This is a genomic window from Bacillus sp. FSL L8-0199 (genome assembly GCF_038005705.1).
Classification (GTDB): Bacteria; Bacillota; Bacilli; order Bacillales; family Bacillaceae_G; genus Bacillus_A; species Bacillus_A cereus.
In genome coordinates this window covers 785,688-804,813 of the sequence record NZ_JBBOTS010000001.1, presented here as the reverse complement: position 1 = coordinate 804,813, position 19,126 = coordinate 785,688, and the positions used below count along the sequence as shown (strand labels likewise).

Sequence of the window (19,126 nt, the reverse complement as noted above, 5' to 3'; positions counted from 1 at the left end):
ATGACGACTTTACTGTAATAAGTTACTCCCCTTTATACACAATTTTATACACTCACATTAAAATATTTCAGAGGGCTTGTCAATATATTTTATATCCCAATCCCTTTCGTAAAAAACAAAAAACGTATAGGAAATTTCTTACTATCTCATAATATACATAATCATTTTTGAACGAAAGGAGATGTTTCATTTGCATACTGTATGGAAAGGTGCACTTTCACTTGGACTATTAAATATAGGCATCAAACTATATAGTGCCGTAGAAGAAAACGACATAAAATTTTTAAGTCTCCATAAAGAATGCTTAACACCTATTAAATATAAAAAGTTCGCTCCCGATTGTACGGATGAAGAAATTGATGATAACGATATTGTAAAAGCCTATGAATACGCACCTCATAAATATATTATTATGGATGAAAAAGAATTAGCTGAATTACAACAAGCTCATGAACCACGATCCATTCGTATTATATCTTTTGTCCAAAATAACGAAATTGATTCTGTTCTCTATGATCGCTCTTATTTTATAGGACCTACCCCAGGACATGAAAAATCATATTTATTATTAAAAGAAGCTCTTGAACGTACGAATAAACTTGGTCTTATCCATATTTCCATTAGAAAAAAACAACATTTAGCTATTATCCGCAACTTTGAAGATGGTCTTATGTTGCAAACTATTCACTACCCTAATGAAATTCGCGCTATAACAAATACACCTAACTTACCAAGTAACGAAAATTATCCGATTCAAAAACAAGAACTCACAGCAGCAATCAATTTAATCCACCATCTTACAAATCCTTTTGAACAAGAGATGTATACAGATGAGTATAAAGAAGCCCTTACCGAACTAATCGAAAACAAAATTGAACAACAGGAAAAAACCGAAACAATCTCTCCAGCTCCGAACATCATTAATATTATGGAGACATTACAAGCAAGCATTGAACAAGCAAAAATAAAAAGAGAAAATAAAACAGAAAAAGAGGCCAAATAAAATTGACCTCTTTTTCTTTAAAGCGGATTACATTTCGGCATTTCAAGTCCAGACGATTGAGCTAGTTTTAATAAGTAATAACATTCTTCTCTTGCCATATGATCTGCCATTCTAGCTGATAGTGCACTTAATACTTCATGAGATAACTCGAGCTCTTCCACTTCATGTAAAAAATGCGAAAATAATTTCAATTCAAGTGAAACATCTTTCGTAAACTTCTTTAATGCAGGAAAATGATGCAGCTCTGTCCGTAAATACCCTGTCATTTCAACTGCCTTTAAGTAAAATTGTTCAAAATGCTTCGTAAATTCTTCGCTTTTCTCTTTTAATCTTTTTTCAACAAGATCTAATCCACCAGAAATAGAGCCTGCATGACCAGCCGCATCCGTTAACCAAACGAGATGATAATGTAATTCATGAAAAACAGGCGGAACTTCCCCTTTCTTCAAAAACTCTAAAACTGTTATATACTCTTCCACTTCGTTTACCATATGATTAATAAAAGTTGGCGTAAAATGAATAGTAATTTTCCCTTCCAGCTGTTTCTGTATAATATTTAATTTAAACGCCCGAATCTCCTTAGCGGCTTGTTCTGCCTCTTTTGAAAATGCCATCAGATTCACATTCCGAACTTTATTTAACAAATTCGTAAATGTTTCAACAAAGTAAGTAGCTTTTTTTATATCCTCTTTTTCCTTCGGGGCTAATGCATCCAGTAAAAATTGTGAATGATCAGTAAGTACCTTTAACCAAAATTGATGCTCAAACAACGCACTTTCTTCATAATTTCTCTCCACTAAATCCCCTCCGTCTATTCATCCTTCTCTATCACTTGAAGTTTATATCCATCCGGGTCTTGTACCACAATACTCTTCTCACTTTTGTTTTCTGTATATGCGATTTTATAAAATACTAACCTCTTCTTTACATTCTCTATGTTAGAAATTGAAAACGTTAGAACATCAACTGAGTCCGTAACACTCTTCTCACGCCCGCCCAAACTGCGATTCATCACAAAACTAATTCTCGTTGAATCAGTATCATACCAAACCCCTGCAATATCTAATTGCGGCCTTTCTGAACTAGGTGTTATCCCTAAAATCCCTTCATAAAAATACAGAGTTTCCTTTAAGTTCTTTACTTCCAATACAATGAATTGTTTCACAGTCTCCACATTCATTCCCCCCGTACCTATTACTTTTTTATATGTGTCATAAATGCTCATTATGTCTGAATACAATACGTAGTAATGAACATGTAAGGAGGTTTATTCGTGAATAAATATATGAGATCATTCGTGCCCTATCATAGCCCTCTCGATCCTTGTCCTCCTATCGGAAAAAAATATTATTCTACTCCTCCTAATTTATTTTTAGGCTTTCAACCGCCAAACTTGCCGCAATTCACACCAAAAGAAGCACTACAAAAAGGGACTTTATGGCCTGTTTTTTATGACTATTATGAAAATCCTTATAAAAAAGGGCGGTGACTACTGACGTGAATCAATCGCTACCAGAAGAATACTATCAGCTTTTACTGGAGCTTCAAGAATTAGACTTTGTACTAGTTGAACTCACTCTTTATTTAGATACACATCCAGATGACACCGCTGCGATTAATCAATTTAATGACTTTTCCTATAAACGGAGAGTATTAAAACAAAAGATGGAAGAAAAATACGGACCACTCCAACAGTTTGGAAACAGCTATTCTAATGCCCCTTGGGAATGGAGCAAAGGTCCTTGGCCATGGCAAATATAAAGGAGAGAAACTATGTGGATTTATGAAAAGAAATTACAATACCCAGTTAAAGTGGGAACTTGCAATCCCGCACTTGCAAAATTATTAATCGAGCAATACGGTGGTGCAGATGGAGAATTAGCTGCTGCACTACGTTACTTAAATCAACGTTATACAATTCCAGATAAAGTCATTGGCCTACTTACTGATATTGGTACAGAAGAATTTGCTCACCTTGAAATGATTGCTACGATGGTTTATAAGCTGACGAAAGATGCGACCCCTGAACAAATGAAAGCTGCTGGTCTTGACCCTCATTACGCTGATCATGACAGTGCTCTTCATTACCATAACGCTGCTGGTGTTCCATTTACTGCAACCTATATACAGGCTAAAGGTGATCCAATTGCCGATCTATACGAGGATATTGCAGCTGAAGAAAAAGCACGCGCAACATATCAATGGCTCATTAACTTATCAGATGATCCAGATATAAATGACAGCCTACGCTTCTTACGTGAACGAGAAATTGTCCATTCACAACGTTTCCGAGAAGCAGTTGAAATTTTAAAAGAAGAACGCGATAAAAAAATATTTTTTTAAAACACGTATCCTAGCGATATGTGTTTTTTTATGTTAAAAGTTAAATCCTTCCTATTAAACATATAAATAGTATATTTATTCGATTTAATGCATTATTTTTTAATATTTTCAAAATTCCCTATTGCTTTCTAGTCATCAGACCTTTAAAATAATAACAGTTACTCGACAAATTATTTGAATTTTCGACAAAAACACTCATTAGGAGGATTTTCTTTATATGCATACAACTTTAAAACCAGCGCAAATACTTTCGATTAGTTTATTACTATTCGCAGTTTTCTTCGGTGCTGGTAATATGATTTTCCCGCCCCTTCTCGGTCTTTCTTCCGGAGAAAATATGTGGGTTTCCATTACAGGGTTTATTATTACAGACGTCGGTTTATCTTTACTTGCTATCGTTGCTGTTGCCCTTGCTGGTGGTAGTTTTAACACTTTAGCGAGCCGTGTTCATCCAAAATTCGCAGCAGTATTCGCTATCATTATTTATCTTTCAATCGGCCCACTATTTGTTATTCCACGAACTGGATCTGTATCTTATGAAATCGGGATTGCACCACTTTTCCCAGATCAATGGTATTCTATGTTAGTTTTTAGTGCGATTTTCTTTACAGTCGTTTACTTCTTATCATTAAATCCATCCAAGCTAGTAGATCATATCGGTAAAATATTAACGCCAATTTTACTTGTAATTATTGCAATTATGGCAACAAAAGCGATTCTTTCACCAGGAACGTTTGCAGAGCCTATCGGTGACTATAAAGACATCCCGTTTTTCAAAGGATTTCTTGAAGGATTTTTAACGTTAGATGCAATTGGCGCTCTCGTACTATCAACAATTGTTGTAAATGCAATTCGTCAAAACGGTATACAAGAGAAGAAATCTATCGCGAAATATACAATCATTTGCGGAAGTATCGCTGCTCTATTCTTAACAATTGTTTACTTCTTACTCGGTTATATCGGAGCTTCAAACGGAAACTTAGGGCAATTCGAAAACGGTGGTCAACTATTAGCTACTGTTATGTATCAATTCTTTGGGACAAGCGGTAATATTTTATTAAGTATCGCCATTATCTTCGCTTGTTTAACAACGGCAATTGGCGTTGTAAGTGCATTTGCAAATTACTTCACAACAGTGCTAACAAATGTTTCATACAAAAAGCTTGTGCTATACGTTTGTATCTTTAGTTTCGTTATTTCAAACTTAGGATTAAGCTTATTAATTAAAATCACACTACCTGTATTAATTATTTTGTACCCAATTACAATCATTTTAATTTTCGTATCATTTATCGATAAATATACGAAACGCAAACCTTCTGTCTACATCGGAGCGATGATCGCAGCATTTATTATTAGCTGTATTCACGCACTTGATAATGTGGAAATGATACCAGATTTTATCGCTAATATCGTACACACCATTCCTTTTTATAACTTAGGAATTGGCTGGATCATTCCAGCAATAATCGGTGGTATAATTGGATACTTTATTCCGCAAACAGAAGCTGCAGGTGAAGTTTCTACAAAATAAAGAAAAGAAGCAAGCATGAAATCCATGCTTGCTTCTTCTTTCTCTTCACATCGTATGCTTAAAAGTAAATAACTCTTCTTTTGACTGCAAAGCAGATTGTTCCTCTTCTACATGTTTCCTCTTTCTCTCTCCTCCTAACCTTACTTTCAACATCGCCTCTTCTATACTTTTCACAATCATATTTCCTGAAAAAATAGTTAGGCCGAAAAATGTAATTGGTACGAGAGGAATCCATGGATGCACTGTTAATGACCTAAAGTATACTCCAATTAAACCTGACCATTCATGCGTGTAAGACTCTACTTCTTCTACCGGTCCGAAAAACTTAACAGTTCCGCCAAAGAATACTTCCAGTAACCCTAAGTGCAGTAAAATAGTAAGAGTCTGCGTAAACTGTTGAAGAAATACGAGTATAAAAGTCATATAGAGATGCGGAAAAAGATGTTTTATAACAATACGTCTTCTCGAGCCGCCTAATATGCGCGCGGCATCAACAAATTCTTCTGTTTGTAATTTACGAACTTCCTTCGCAACATACAGTGCAATAACTGGCATTACAAGCATTACAAGTAATACAACTTGAAACGAAGCTCTTTCAAAAAAGCTTGTTGTTTCCTCTCCGCTTCCAAATAGATTTGCAAATTGAAGAAAAAAATACGCAATCATAACTGTCGGAATAACTGTGAAACTATCAAAAAAAGCCTCAATCTTTGAAAAACCTCTTCTTACATATGTTCCAAGTACAACACCAAAGAACACACCTATTACCATTCTAAGTGCCGCAATTAAAATAGATATACCAATCGTCCACTTCGCGCCTTCAATAACTAAATGTAAAAGGTCGTATCCTTTCCGATCTGTCCCGAGTAAAAATTGGAATGAAGGTGAAAACGGTGGCACTTGTGGATTTTCATCCGCATCATATTGCAATGTAACTTGTCTAATGTGTCCATCATTCCATAACGTATTTCCGATGCTCAAAAGAACTAATATGAGAAGAAATCCAATGCTTATCCAAAATCTTTTATCGCGTTTTATATACATCCACATATTATAATCTCTCCTTCATCGCAGCTGGAATGAAATAATGAAACAGCTTGAATAAAATAAATATCGGGATATATATAAGCAGCATACTAACGATGAAAACCTCAACTCTAATACCCTCATACGATTTCAAAAACATAAAAATACCACCCGTATTAAAAATCCATTCTATAATATATAAATTAGATAACATAAAAAAGATATTCGTTTTCGCAAAGAATAGTGTACTAAGCAACACATTTCGTAAAATATGACGATTTAAAATATGAAAACGCCCTAAACCCTTCGCCTTAGCAAATAGTACATAATCTTTTTCTAGTTCATTTTCAAAACGAAGCACTACTATTTTTACAAACATAATCGTAGTCGGGATGCTCAAACACAATATTGGCAACCCTCTAATCGACTCGCCTCCAATTGACGCAATTTGAAAAGGTAAAAAACCTGTTTGTTTAAAAAACCATACAACTAAAATTTGTGATACTAAAATAAGAAGAATATCTGGAATGGATTCTAGGAAGATAAGAAATGATTTAATTCGATGTTGTATACGCGTTGAACTACTCATAATGACATAAACAATGCAAAATGCTATAAATAATGAAATGAAAAAAGCAGCCAAAAAAATAATAATCGTTTCTTTATAATGGACGAACAACTGTGGAAATAAAAATTTACCTTTCACATATTGCAAATTGGAAATATCCATTAAGTTCACAAACACTTCTTTTAAACTCTGTATGTACTTTGATACATCCACCTTAAATCCATAAAATAATTTCGGCAAAGCCCCTAAAATAATAATCCCCAAAATCGAAATAAGAAATTGAATCGTCACTTCCATTCCATTTAGAAAAACTTTTTTGACCACGTTTTCCCTTCTCTCTATATATAATTTATCCTCTAATTTTATTCTTAATTTTCTGAATTGTAAATATTTTAAAGGCAAAAAATCACTAGGCTATGATCCTAGTGATTCTTTATGCGCATGCCTTTCTCTTTTCGCAAACGGCATATACAAAATGAAACATCCAATAAGCGCAGCTATTTCTAATGAAATAATATAGTAAGGATGCGGCCCTAACATATCGAGTAATGAAGCTGTTTCTGGCTTATGAGCTAAAAACATATAATTACCACCTGTTTTGTAATTCACAAACGAAACAAGCGGAATCAATATGTTTAAAAATATCATCGTACGCTTAATAGATTGCAAGGTCGGTCTATAGCCTTCCACCCAAGTCATAAAGAGTGGTGCCCAAATGAGCAATACATGCGCGATAAAATATTCAATGAAACGAAAATGCGGAAAAGCATATTGCAAATTTGGTGTTAAAATGGCTTGTGATGCACCAATAATTCCCGTAAAAAATACAATCTCATATATTCGATAACTTTTCGTTACAATCATAATCGACGCTAACAACAAACTAATTGTACATAATTCAAACGGTAATGAAGTAGCTAACTCAAAAATCCCTGCTTTCCATTCCCACATATGAAGCCCAATTTCACTACCTATAAATAAAAATGTAATCGCATATCGAACCGTTATATTCCACTCATTTTGACGTAATACATCTTGGTATTGATACAGAAAAAATATCCCCACCAACATAATAAATAATATAAGGGCGTGTTGCCTTGAGTATGGAATAAATGGTTTTAATGGGTGCGCGCTAAAATAAGCTTCCATCTTCCTTCCTCCTTTCCTCCATACAATATTATTGTAAGAAAGAAACGACGAGTCAATTCATTTGCTTACACTAGGACAACCTCTACCTTACATTTGCATATTCATACCTTACAAAACTGTAAGGTTATTGTAAGCTAAAACGATTTGTCAGATTCTTCACCTCTTCTATACTTAATGTAGATACTAAAACGAACGAAAAGGTGATAAATAGATGAAGAAGAAAAATAAAGTGTTAATTACTAGTGTAGTAGCAATCGGAATTGCAGCTGGATCATACTTTGCATTTGCTGGTGGCGGTTCAGAAGTAGCAATGGCATATAGCGGATATAAAGTAACTGAAAAACAAATCCAAAACGCGCAAAAATTTGGTGGCGAAGTTATTCCAAATGGAATTGAAACTATTTCATTCGATCCAACAAAAGGAACATATGAATTAGCTGTTAAAAAAGGCGATGAAGTGAAAAAGGGTCAGCTTCTATTTAAGTACACTGATCCGACTGCGAAACAAGGTGTAACAGAAGCAGAAATGCAAAAGAAAATCGCACAAAAAGAAGTAACGTTGTTCCAAAAACAAATTGATGCGGCGAAACAAAAATTACAAAAAGATAAAAATGCAGGCCTTCCTGCTGAAGCATTAAAAGCATCAGAAGTTGAAGTTGGGCAATTAGAATCACAACTTGAAATGAAAAAGTTTGAAGTTGAAAAAGCTGATGAAATGATTAAAGCAGCAAAAGAGAAAGTAAACACTCTTTCTGTAACAAGTCCTGCTGATGGCGTAATTGATGATATCGTAAAAACTGCTGACGAAAAAACAGGTATGAGCGGAATTACTCTTCGTCACGCTGGTCAATTTAAAGTAAAAGGTCAACTTTCTGAATATGAGCTTGCTAGTATGAAAGTTGGGCAAGAAGTAACTGTTTCATCAAAAACTGTCGCTGGTAAGACTTGGACAGGAAAAGTAACAGAAATCGGTTCTACACCATTAAAGAGCATGGATGAAAATAAAACTGTTTCTAACTATCAATTCACTGTCACATTAGATAATAGTGACGAATTACAAAACGGCTTCCACGTTTACGTAACAAGTAAATCTGGCGAAGCAACTGGTACAATTGTTCCGAAAAGCAGTATCGTGAAAAAAGGTGATAAAAATGTTGTCTTCGTTGTAAAAGACGGTAAGGCGAAAGAACAAGCAGTTACTGTTGAATTCGAGACTGATAGCGAAGCAAAAGTTTCTGGAGTGAAAAAAGGAGAGGAAATTATCTCTAAACCTGAAAAAGACTTAAAAGATGGTATGGAGGTTGTCGCCCAGTGATTAACTTAAAAGGCATCACGAAATCCTTCCAAAATGGTGCAGAATCCGTTCAAATATTACACGGAATTGACGTAACACTGAACCAAGGAGAATTCACTTCTATTATGGGACCTTCTGGTTCTGGTAAATCAACATTAATGAACATTATCGGTTGCTTAGATAAACCGACGACAGGTACGTACGAACTAGCCGGTCAAAATATTTCAAACATGACTGAAACAGAACTTGCACACGTACGTAATAAAGAGATCGGATTCGTATTCCAAAACTTCATGTTATTACCGAGACTTACAGCGCTTCAAAATGTAGAACTACCTCTTATTTACGCTGGAGTCGATAAAAAAGAAAGACGCGAGCGCTCATTAGCTGCTTTAACAAAAGTCGGTTTAGCTGATCGCGCTACTCACTTACCGAACGAATTATCAGGTGGACAAAAGCAGCGTGTCGCTGTTGCACGTGCAATCGTAAATAACCCAAAGTTCATTTTAGCCGATGAACCGACGGGGGCACTTGATACGAAAACGAGTACACAAATTATGGACCTCTTTTACGAATTAAATAAACAAGGCTCAACAATTATTATGATTACCCATGACCGTGAAATCGGGGAAGCTGCAGCACGTCAAATTGTAATTCGTGACGGAAATATCGTCCAAGATTGGAGAGGTTAATTTTGAATACGAGTGAAAATATACGCATGGCCCTTTCCTCTATCTTTGCTCATAAAATGCGTTCTATTTTAACGATGTTAGGTATTATTATCGGTATTAGTGCCATTATTACTATCATTTCAATGGGTGATGGTACAAACGCAAAGTTTAAAAAAGAATTAGGCCAAGGAAAAGATAACGAAGTAACGATTTACTACAACAATCCTGATTACGGAACAGATAGTGCCAAAATCACACCTGATATGCTAAACCGCCTTCAAACTGTTCCTGGCGTTAAAGATGTGTATCCAGACGTAAGTATGAAAGTAAAAGCATCTGCTGGTTCAAAAGATGTAAATCTTGATTTAAAAGGTGGAACAGGCGCCTTTATGACAGATTCGAAAATAAAATTAGTTCACGGTCGTGAATTAAATGACAGTGAACTAAACCAAGCAATCCCTGCTGTTATATTAAATGAAGAAGCTTTCAACAAATTATTTAGTAGTGGTTGGGAATCAAATCAATACACAGATATAAAAGGAAAGCCGTATAAAATAGTTGGTGTATACGAAACGAAAAACGACTTTGGAATGCCTATGCCTGAAGGTTATACATCACTTGAAAATGCGCCTGTCATTTCAGGAGTAAATGAGTATGACTCTGTAAGATTAACAATGACCTCTCCGACAGAACGTAAAAGTGTAGAAAAACAAGCCGTTTCTGTCTTAAACGAAATGAAAGCTCCTAAATTTGAGCACAAATTCGAAGCACAAGATTTAGGTGAATTTACGAAACAACTAGACGAATCAATTGGTATGATGAAAATGGTATTTGGTGGTATTGCTGCTATCTCCTTACTTGTTGGTGGTATCGGTGTAATGAACATCATGCTCGTATCTGTAACAGAACGTACACGTGAGATTGGTATTCGTAAAGCACTTGGTGCAACACGTGGTAAAGTATTAACACAATTCTTAATCGAATCTTGTATTTTAACAGGACTTGGTGGTTTCATCGGATTCATGCTCGGTATTTTCTTCGCTTGGATCGTCTCAATCTTTGCTGGATGGCCACTCGTTGTCTCAAAAGAACTTGGACTTCTTGCAGTAGGTATCTCAATGTTAATCGGTATTATATTCGGTTTACTACCAGCTAACAAAGCTGCCAAACTGGATCCAATTGAATGTTTACGATATGAATAAACAAAAACGTAGGAGTTTACACTCCTGCGTTTTTTATTTATCTACTAAATTGAGTTTCTTCTATTATATATGTTTCACGTTACAACTATCATTCTCATACTCTTCATTATTTATAGGTAATAAGGCTATTATCTAATTCTATTATTGCAAAAATACTATGTAACAGACGAAAATCAAGGCGTAATTTTTTCCATACTTCGACTGATTTTGTAACAATTATATCGATATTTTATTAAATTTCACCTCATTTATATATTTTCACGCCTAAAAAGATTATCTTTTTATAACTAAATTTCCATTCAAACAGTAAAATATGCTACTTTCGTAACCCTATAGATATCACCTAGAAATATTACTGTAACATTATTAACGTTACAGTAATTGAAATACTACTCATTTTGTGTTTCATATGCCCTGATACGCCAAAAAACAACAAGGAAGCGCTATCAGGATATTTATGGAATTGTTACAGAATATTAATGCCCCGTTACGAAAGCTTTGTAATTTTATGTTTTTCGCAAATAAGAAAATAATGGTTGCTATAATGAGGTCAACGAAAACAAATGCAATGGAGGCTATTATGAAAAAATTTATGGGTATAGCAACAGCAGCGGTTTTTGGTCTTGGGATTTTCACAACATCTGCTAAAGCAGAAACAATCGTAACGACTGACGTACTAAACGTACGAGAAAACCCAACTACTGAATCAAAAGTTGTAGGAAAATTATTAGATGGATATAAAGTAAATGTTTTACATACAGAAAATGGTTGGTCAAAAGTTCAATTGAATAGCGGTAAAGAAGCTTTCATAAGCGCTGACTATACAAAAGACACTTACTACGTAACAGCAAACGTATTAAACGTACGTGCTGGAGCAAACACAGACTCAGAGATTCTTGGTAAGTTGAAAAAAGATGATGTAATTGAAACAACACACCAAGTACAGAATGATTGGATTCAATTTGAATATAACGGAAAAACAGCTTATGTTCATGTTCCTTACTTAACAGGTAAAGCACCAGTTAAAGTTCAACCAGTAGCTAAAGTTGAAAAAACGACTACAGTTCAAGATACAGCTAAAGTTCGTGAAGCGGCTAAAGCTCAGGAAGTAGCTGAAACTCAAGCAAAAGCTAAAGCTCAAGAAGCAACTAAAGCTCGCGAAGCAGCTGAAGCTCAAGCAGAAGTTAAAGCTCAAGAAGCGGCTAAAGCTCGTGAAACTGCTAAGGCTCAAGAAGCAGCTAAAGCTCAGGCAGATGCTGAAGCTCAAGCAGAAGTTAAAGCTCAAGAGGCGGCTAAAGCTCGTGAAGCAGCTAAAGCTCAGGCAGATGCTGAAGCTCAAGCAGCGGCTAAGGCTCAAGAAGCAGCCAAAGCTCGTGAAGCGGCTAAAGCTCAAGAAGCAGCTGAAGCTCGTGAAGCGGCTAAAGCTCAAGAAGCAGCTAAAGCTCGTGAAGCGGCTAAAGCTCAAAAACCAGCTACACAACAACCTGTTGCAAAAGAAACTGAAACAAGTGCACCATCATCTTCTCGTGAGTTACGTGTTGTAGCAACAGCTTACACAGCAGATCCACTTGAAAATGGTTATAAAGCAGGCGACCAAGTAAAATCAGCTTTAGGTCATAACTTAACAGCTAATCCAAACATGAAACTTATTGCAGTTGATCCAAGTGTAATTCCATTAGGTTCAAAAGTATGGGTTGAAGGTTACGGAGTAGCAATCGCTGGTGATACTGGTGGAGCTATTAAAGGTAATAAAATCGACGTTTTAATGCCAGATAAAGGTACATCAAGTAGCTGGGGACGTAAAACAGTTACAGTTAAAGTATTAAACTAGTTAGTAAAAAAGAGTCAGTCTCATCGTTGAGGCTGGCTCTTTTTTTATGATTCTTACATTCTTTCTTTCTCTTGAAAGTAAGTAATATTGTCTCGAAGCCACTTCCTCTCCGACATAAACAAGTTTCCACGTTTTTTATACACTTTATCAAATATCTTTAAAACTTCTTCATGATTAGCAAACTTATGTAAGAAACGAAGAGCAATGATAATCTCTGCTTCATCCGTAGGCTCTGCTTCATTTTTCCGTCTTCTAGCAACAATTTTATTCACACGTTCGCAAATTGGTCTCATTGCCATTTCGTCGCCATACGTATAAATAGCTCGAACAGCTTCATATTTCACCATCACATTTCTATCCTGTAAAGCTTCAATATAAACTATTTGTAAGTCCGATCCCCCTATTTTTGCTAACACCTCAATAACAGTTGAACGAACATAGGCACTATTACTATATAAAAGCTTTGTTAACGGCAGAATCGATTGCTTCGTTCCAATCTCAAACAATGTATAACAAATATGTGTAATCTCATCTTTATTTTCTTGAGTATCCAGCAACTTTAGTAAAGCACTCTCCGCTTCTAATGATTTACATAACTTTAAGGAAGAAATAGCCCAATAACGAACACTATCGTTTTTATGGTAAATATACGGAATAATTTTATTTGTATCACTTACTTCTGGCAATGTATAAATATTACTAAGCAGTTCACTTAACAAAGTCGGGTTTTGTTCACATTCCAAACAATCTATAAGATAATCAGCAATACTGATCTCTTTCGTATTAATAGCAAGTTTCGTCATTACATAATACATATCTTTCTTCATAGATATTTTTTTTGCTTTGGTTACCTTCTGCTGTAAATAAGGAAACGTTAATAGGTCATCTAGCTCTTTTGCTTCATCATAAGCACGATGTCTAACCTCTGTATCCTCATCAGCCATCCGCCTTAATAAACTATCTATATACCCTTCCATCTCCTTCTCTCCCGTCCAAATTAAATCTATCTCTTTGCATTCTATATATGATAGACTTTCATTTCAACAGAAAAAAGAGGATGCCACAGCATCCTCTCCTTCTCTTCTCTATTCCACACAAGTAAACTGCGTCCAAGCTCCTACATAATCTAGTAAGAATAACTCCTCTTCCGCAATTGTACCGACAATATTTTTCCGTTCATCTATCGGCATTTCTTTCAGAATGATTTGCAGTTCACCTTTATACTTTCCGAATGAGTTATTACCAATTACAACTTGCCCTCTTTCCTGTAGCACACTTTCGCGCACTGGGAAGTCATAATCTTTGTACTTTTTACGTACTTCTGTAGAACGTACCATATACTCTGTTATGTCGCCGCGCCTTACGTGTAATTCTTGCAGCGTAGCTCTCTTCTCTACTTCAGTCGCTTCGTCTACAAAGTGCACTTTTAGCTGTAACATGTAGCGATTTAAGTTTCCTAGTTTTTCTAACTCTTCCTCACTCGCATAAGCATTTCCGATAATGACATCATCGATTAGCCCTGTTGCCCATAAATGCTTCGCTTGTACTTCAATTGGTAAATTACGATGCTCTTCTAACGTACATAATCCGTCGTTAATATCCCATGGACCGATGTTTGCAGCATGTGATGTAATAAAAGCTGCACTGCGAATACCATGCTTTTTAAAGCGTTCACTACAGCGAATGAAATAATCGTACGGAAGACCAGTGAATTTTTGCGGATAAAAATTATGACAACCAATTAAAGCTGATTTATTCGCTTGATGCGAAAGAATATTTTCTAAGTACGCAATATCGTTACTTACATTTAACTCAATTTTTAAATCGTACGGATTATTCGTCATTTTCGCTTCAGTTAACCCATCGAAGCCTACATCTAAACGAATACCGTCTGCGCCTAACTCTGCAAAAAATGATAAATCGCTATAACTAATACCAAGCTGATCAAACACAGCCGGAGCTACATCTAAAATAACTTCCATATTGTTATCTTTTGCGTGATTGATAATCTCTTTAAATTCAGCTACAATTTCTTCTTTCGGACGATTCACAGATAACAAACAAGTAAATATTCTTGAAAAACCGTGTCGTGCCGCTGCGGAAATATAAGCCATATCTTTTTCTTTCGTTGAATGTTCTGGATAAAGTGAAATTCCTAATTTACGCTCCATGCTTTTGCATCTCCTTCACACGTTGTATTAATGCCATGCTCGTAAATCTATATTTTGCAGATAAACATGTTGCACATAAAATTGTCGGTACAATAATTACGTACGGTGATTGCACTCTTAACATTACATATGCACCCATTGAACAACCGATAAACAAAACTGATACTAGTAGTAACACTAATAAAGATTTACTTTGTACCCATTTCGAATAATGAGCAATACACTGTCCGACCACGAATGTAATTAAGATGATAATTGCTCCGAGCATTCTGTTTTCTCCTCTCCTGCTAATTGTTGTTTCTCATACATTTTGAAGAATGGATAGTAAATAACGAACGAGATAACAAAGTTAACAAGTACAAGTACACCAGCCATAATTGTCCAGTCCGTACTAATCACCGCTGCAATTGGTGCTAACATCGTAAATGGCAGTTTCGCCATCATAAGTGGAATCATACCTGAAACAACTGCGAAATATGATACCGTCGTTGTCACTAACGGTGTAATAACGAATGGAATAATTAAGATTGGGTTCATTACAATTGGTGCACCGAAAATAATTGGTTCGTTAATATTGAATAAGCCTGGCACGAATGATAATCTACCTAACTCTTTTAAGAACTTAGATTTAGAGAACATAAACATAATAACTAAAGCTAACGTTGATCCTGATCCACCAATCCATACGAACCATTGAATGAACTGCTCTGTAAATAAGTTTGGTAACTGATGTGCATTTCCTGTAGCCGTGAATACTTCCATATTTTCAAGAATTGCTGAATCCCACATCGGACGAATAATTGGTCCTAAAATCGCTGGTCCATGTATACCGAATGACCAGAAAAACACGATTAAGAATACTGTTAATAAACCACCGAATAAATTATTTCCTACTAATACTGATTTTAATGGTGCGATTAAATATGTGATCGTTGTATTCACATCAAATTTCAAACCGTAGCGAATGCCCCAGAATAAAAGAATAACTGCTAATGTTGGAATTAATGCTGCAAACGAATTTGAAACTGCTGGTGGTACACTATCTGGTAATTTAATCGAGATATTATGCTTAATCATAAAATGATAAATTTCTACTGCAATTAATGCTGTAACAATTGCGCCAAATAAAGACGTTGCACTTAATGTTCCTACTGAAATATATCTACCTGCATCAATAACACCTGGTACAGCTTTCGTAATTTGAATTGGTTCAACTGATGCTAGTAAAAAGGCGAGTACAGATAATAACCCTGCACTTAACTGATTGAGCTGATAAAAGTTCGCGAGCGAAGCCCCTACACCAAACGCTGCGTATAATGCCATTAGTCCTACTGTAAATCGAAATGGAATATCTAAAATATGGCGAAACGGTGCAATCCATTCCATATATGCATCAATTGGTAAATTTAAAAAGATAACGAAAAATGATCCGACGATCGTTAACGGTAATGTAGAAATAACCCCATTTCGAATTGCTAATAAATGTCGTTGTCCTGCAATCTTTTGCGTTGTTGGCATAATCTTTTGTTCCATAAAACTCATAAACCCATTCATCAATAGCCCTCCTCTTTCTCTCTACTATAAAAGAATGAAATAAACTTTATAACATTATAATGTTTATATTTAAAAAGATATAATTATGCTAAAACTAATTGTTCTGCTTGTTTCAGTACTTTTAAACCGTCACACATGCCATAATCTCTTTGTTCTATTATTGCAACCGGTATATCGTATGACTTCGCAAGAAACTGTACCGCTGGAAACAAATACTTCACTTGTGGTCCGATTAAAACAACATCAGCATTTTTTATTTCCAGTTTCACAAGTTCTGAATCAACCGCCTTAATTTTATAATTCTTCCCCTGTTTCTTTGCCTCTTCTTGCATTTTTCTTACGACCATACTCGTTGACATACCTGCTGCACAACATAATAAAATGTACATCTTATACTGTCACTTTCTCTTCTACTCGTTTATGAAGAGCAATAAATTCTTCAGCCAGTTCTTTCACTGTAATTGCATTCATTAAATGATCTTGTGCGTGCACTAACAGTAAACTAATTTCTGCATGATTTCCTCTTGCCTCTTCTTGAATTAAATCCGTTTGAATACGGTGCGCTGATGAAATTTCCTCACTAGCAAGTTTCATCTTTTCACCGGCATTCCCGAAATCTCCTTGTCTTGCAAAAGCAATTGCTTCAAGCGCCGCGCTTCTCGCATTACCACCATGTAAAATTAACGCAAATGGAGTTTGCATATCAGCCATTTTAAATTCCCCCAAGCTATATGTTTTCTATATTTTTATCTTATTATGAAAACGCATACAATTAAACATAAAAAACTTCCGTTATGTAACGGAAGTTTTTATATACTTTTTCAAAATGATAATAAAATTTCTTGAAAATCTTCAATTACCTCAGTCTGAGTAAGTTTCTCTATCGTAGTTTGACTAGACATAATATCATATAAAAAATCATAAAGCCTTTGCAAATCTTCATTATTATTGCGCTTTACACTAAATAAAATAATTACTTGTACTTTTTTATCTCCCCAATCAACAGCCTTTTCAAGTGTGCAAAACATCAAAAAAGTTTCCTCACTTAATAACTGCATCGGATGCGGAATCGCAACTGAATTCCCAACCGCTGTCGGAGACGTATTTTCTCTCTCCATAACAGAAGCATAAAAGTTTTTTGGTACATAGCGTTTCTCAGCAGCTTTTTCACATAAAAACTGAATAACATCCTCTTTCGTAGAAGCATTATGATTTAAAAAGATTAAATCTTCCTTAATATAAGGCTGCACACTAGTATTCACATGCGTAAACAATCGCTGACCAATCGATTTAATCTCTTTATCATCAAATATTGAATTCACTTTTATAACTGGAACAGGCAAGCCACTCGGTATATGAATCGTACTAATAATACAATCTATTTTTTCTTTATAAAGATCTTCTACTTTCAATTGATAATAGCCTGTAATACCTACAATCTCTAATTTATCTCGGAACTGTGATAAAATTTTATATTTTAATAGTTGTGCACTTCCTTGACCAGTCGCACAAACTAATAAGCATCTTTTCTTTTGATTTTGCTCCTGCAAACGGCTCATCGCTCCGCCGAAGTGAATTGCAATATAACCAATTTCACTTTCAGGGATCGATTCACCCGTATATTCACCAATGATATCTCCAACGAGAACAGCAATTTCAAAAGCATACGGATAATTCTTTTTCACTTCTGCCAAAAGAGGATTTCTCGTATTTAGCTTATACTTCAAACGATTTAATAACGTTTTTAAATGAATACCAAATCCAAATAATAATTCTTCATCATAATAAAAAATAAGATTCCGTTCTTCCGCTACTTTAAAAAGAATATGTTGCATAAATGCATATATATCTTTCCCTAATAGCTCTTCTACATTTTCATAGCGATCTCTCGTTGTAACAGCAGTACTTAATAAATGCATCGTCACATATAATACTTCTTCTTCTGGAAATGAAAATTTCAACTCTTTCTCTAAATCTCCTAAAATCTGCTTCGCAATTGTATATTCTTTCTTTAGTATAAGTTCTGATTGCTCCGCATGCAGTCCTTTTATATAATGTTGACTTTGACAACGCTTTAATGCGATTGCAATATGAATGACTAAATTATCAATTTCTATATCAGATAAATATATTGTTCCGCCTTCAATATACTTTAATATAATTGAACGAATGAGTGATATATGAGGTAGCGATAAATATGTCTCCGTCTGCTCAAATTGCTCATGAAACGGAGTATGGTCATAACGCGGTAAACCATATTGTGATAAACAAGAACGAATATTAAATTCCTCTCCAACAATACGTATACCATAATACGGTCTCTTCTCAATTTGTAATTCATAGCAACCACATATATCTGTAACATCTTTCATAATTAAATTGACCGTTGATTTGCTCACATACATCTCTTCCGCTAATTCTGAAAGCTTCACATATCCCTCTATCATTAAAACACGCTGCAGAATGTACGCTATTCTTTCTTCATAAGAAGTTGGGATCTTTTCCATCTGTTTTTGAAATAGACTCACACAAAAGTCTTCAAATCTCTTCTTTTGTATAATTTCTAATTCGTACCCATTCCCTCTTTGCGATTCGATTTTCGCTCCGTTTTCTTCCAATATATCATTTAATAATTTTATATCTTTTTGAATCGTCTTCGTTGATACATGTAAACAACCCGCTAAAAAAGCTCGATTTAACATCGATTTCTCTTCTAAAAATTCCTCTAAAATAGAAATTAATCGCTGATGCACCTTTGTCATAGCTCTTCCTCTCGCTCT

Annotated in this window: 21 protein-coding genes; 9 read left to right on the top strand and 12 right to left on the bottom strand. The window is 35.1% G+C overall.

Annotated elements, in window-relative coordinates:
• Nucleotides 1-190 precede the first annotated feature (190 nt).
• Nucleotides 191-1,003 (top strand): non-homologous end joining protein Ku, encoded by an 813-nt coding sequence (ku, locus tag NST86_RS04175; protein WP_016117205.1) that lies wholly within the window; start codon nt 191-193, stop codon nt 1,001-1,003.
• Nucleotides 1,004-1,020: 17 nt separating this feature from the next.
• Here the strand turns inward: ku and NST86_RS04170 are convergent, their stop codons facing one another.
• Both NST86_RS04170 and NST86_RS04165 read right to left on the bottom strand, forming a co-directional pair.
• Nucleotides 1,021-1,800 (bottom strand): DUF2935 domain-containing protein, encoded by a 780-nt coding sequence (locus NST86_RS04170; RefSeq protein ID WP_061664784.1) that lies wholly within the window; start codon nt 1,798-1,800, stop codon nt 1,021-1,023.
• A 14-nt stretch (nt 1,801-1,814) separates the two neighbouring features.
• Nucleotides 1,815-2,228, bottom strand: coding sequence for a VOC family protein (locus NST86_RS04165; protein WP_001999135.1), 414 nt, complete (start codon nt 2,226-2,228; stop codon nt 1,815-1,817).
• Nucleotides 2,229-2,276: 48 nt separating this feature from the next.
• Here NST86_RS04165 and NST86_RS04160 point away from each other — a divergent pair, with 48 nt between their 5' ends.
• The 4 genes from NST86_RS04160 (at nt 2,277) to brnQ2 (ending at nt 4,880) form a co-directional block, all read left to right on the top strand.
• Nucleotides 2,277-2,492: a spore coat associated protein CotJA gene (locus NST86_RS04160; RefSeq protein WP_001046257.1), complete on the top strand. Its 216-nt coding sequence runs from the start codon at nt 2,277-2,279 to the stop codon at nt 2,490-2,492.
• Between the two features lie 8 nt (nt 2,493-2,500).
• Nucleotides 2,501-2,764, top strand: coding sequence for a spore coat protein CotJB (locus NST86_RS04155; RefSeq protein WP_001076510.1), 264 nt, complete (start codon nt 2,501-2,503; stop codon nt 2,762-2,764).
• A gap of 12 nt (nt 2,765-2,776) precedes the next feature.
• The gene (cotJC, locus tag NST86_RS04150) at nt 2,777-3,346 is read left to right on the top strand and encodes a spore coat protein CotJC (protein ID WP_000265273.1); all 570 of its coding nucleotides are present in this window, start codon (nt 2,777-2,779) and stop codon (nt 3,344-3,346) included.
• A 217-nt stretch (nt 3,347-3,563) separates the two neighbouring features.
• Nucleotides 3,564-4,880 carry a branched-chain amino acid transport system II carrier protein BrnQ2 gene (brnQ2, locus tag NST86_RS04145; protein ID WP_000557552.1) on the top strand — a complete coding sequence of 439 codons (1,317 nt, stop codon included), beginning with the start codon at nt 3,564-3,566 and terminating at the stop codon, nt 4,878-4,880.
• Between the two features lie 45 nt (nt 4,881-4,925).
• Here brnQ2 and NST86_RS04140 read toward each other — a convergent pair whose 3' ends face one another.
• From NST86_RS04140 to NST86_RS04130, 3 genes are all read right to left on the bottom strand, one after another.
• Nucleotides 4,926-5,930 carry an ABC transporter permease gene (locus NST86_RS04140; protein ID WP_061664785.1) on the bottom strand — a complete coding sequence of 335 codons (1,005 nt, stop codon included), beginning with the start codon at nt 5,928-5,930 and terminating at the stop codon, nt 4,926-4,928.
• Between the two features lies 1 nt (nt 5,931).
• Nucleotides 5,932-6,798 carry an ABC transporter permease subunit gene (locus tag NST86_RS04135; protein ID WP_000239684.1) on the bottom strand — a complete coding sequence of 289 codons (867 nt, stop codon included), beginning with the start codon at nt 6,796-6,798 and terminating at the stop codon, nt 5,932-5,934.
• Nucleotides 6,799-6,888: 90 nt separating this feature from the next.
• Nucleotides 6,889-7,623: a YwaF family protein gene (locus NST86_RS04130; protein ID WP_061664786.1), complete on the bottom strand. Its 735-nt coding sequence runs from the start codon at nt 7,621-7,623 to the stop codon at nt 6,889-6,891.
• A 211-nt stretch (nt 7,624-7,834) separates the two neighbouring features.
• Here NST86_RS04130 and NST86_RS04125 point away from each other — a divergent pair, with 211 nt between their 5' ends.
• The 4 genes from NST86_RS04125 to entC all read left to right on the top strand — a co-directional run bounded on the left by NST86_RS04125 (nt 7,835) and on the right by entC (nt 12,621).
• Complete coding sequence (locus tag NST86_RS04125) at nt 7,835-8,938, top strand: efflux RND transporter periplasmic adaptor subunit (RefSeq protein WP_061664787.1); 1,104 nt, start codon at nt 7,835-7,837, stop codon at nt 8,936-8,938.
• The gene (locus NST86_RS04120; protein ID WP_000609104.1) at nt 8,935-9,609 is read left to right on the top strand and encodes an ABC transporter ATP-binding protein; all 675 of its coding nucleotides are present in this window, start codon (nt 8,935-8,937) and stop codon (nt 9,607-9,609) included. The genes NST86_RS04125 and NST86_RS04120 overlap by 4 nt, the downstream gene beginning before the upstream one ends.
• Nucleotides 9,610-9,635: 26 nt before the next feature.
• Entirely contained in the window at nt 9,636-10,790 is a 1,155-nt protein-coding gene (locus NST86_RS04115) for an ABC transporter permease (RefSeq protein ID WP_001986269.1), read from the top strand.
• Nucleotides 10,791-11,247: 457 nt separating this feature from the next.
• Nucleotides 11,248-12,621 carry a cell wall-binding protein EntC gene (gene entC / locus NST86_RS04110; protein WP_061664788.1) on the top strand — a complete coding sequence of 458 codons (1,374 nt, stop codon included), beginning with the start codon at nt 11,248-11,250 and terminating at the stop codon, nt 12,619-12,621.
• A 53-nt stretch (nt 12,622-12,674) separates the two neighbouring features.
• Here the strand turns inward: entC and NST86_RS04105 are convergent, their stop codons facing one another.
• The 7 genes from NST86_RS04105 to NST86_RS04075 form a co-directional block, all read right to left on the bottom strand.
• Nucleotides 12,675-13,598: a HEAT repeat domain-containing protein gene (locus tag NST86_RS04105; RefSeq protein ID WP_061664789.1), complete on the bottom strand. Its 924-nt coding sequence runs from the start codon at nt 13,596-13,598 to the stop codon at nt 12,675-12,677.
• A 108-nt stretch (nt 13,599-13,706) separates the two neighbouring features.
• The gene (locus NST86_RS04100) at nt 13,707-14,792 is read right to left on the bottom strand and encodes a DUF871 domain-containing protein (RefSeq protein ID WP_044796330.1); all 1,086 of its coding nucleotides are present in this window, start codon (nt 14,790-14,792) and stop codon (nt 13,707-13,709) included.
• Nucleotides 14,782-15,060, bottom strand: coding sequence for a hypothetical protein (locus NST86_RS04095; protein ID WP_061664790.1), 279 nt, complete (start codon nt 15,058-15,060; stop codon nt 14,782-14,784). Before NST86_RS04095 ends, NST86_RS04100 begins: the two co-directional genes overlap by 11 nt.
• On the bottom strand, nt 15,036-16,346 hold the full coding sequence (locus NST86_RS04090; protein WP_001013053.1) for a PTS sugar transporter subunit IIC: 1,311 nt from the start codon (nt 16,344-16,346) through the stop codon (nt 15,036-15,038). The genes NST86_RS04095 and NST86_RS04090 overlap by 25 nt, the downstream gene beginning before the upstream one ends.
• Nucleotides 16,347-16,429: 83 nt before the next feature.
• Complete coding sequence (locus NST86_RS04085) at nt 16,430-16,735, bottom strand: PTS sugar transporter subunit IIB (RefSeq protein ID WP_061664791.1); 306 nt, start codon at nt 16,733-16,735, stop codon at nt 16,430-16,432.
• 1 nt (nt 16,736) lies between these two features.
• A complete protein-coding gene (locus NST86_RS04080; RefSeq protein ID WP_044796328.1) occupies nt 16,737-17,057 on the bottom strand; it encodes a PTS lactose/cellobiose transporter subunit IIA in 321 nt (106 codons plus the stop codon).
• A gap of 110 nt (nt 17,058-17,167) precedes the next feature.
• Nucleotides 17,168-19,108 carry a BglG family transcription antiterminator gene (locus tag NST86_RS04075; RefSeq protein ID WP_340933178.1) on the bottom strand — a complete coding sequence of 647 codons (1,941 nt, stop codon included), beginning with the start codon at nt 19,106-19,108 and terminating at the stop codon, nt 17,168-17,170.
• Nucleotides 19,109-19,126: the final 18 nt, after the last annotated feature.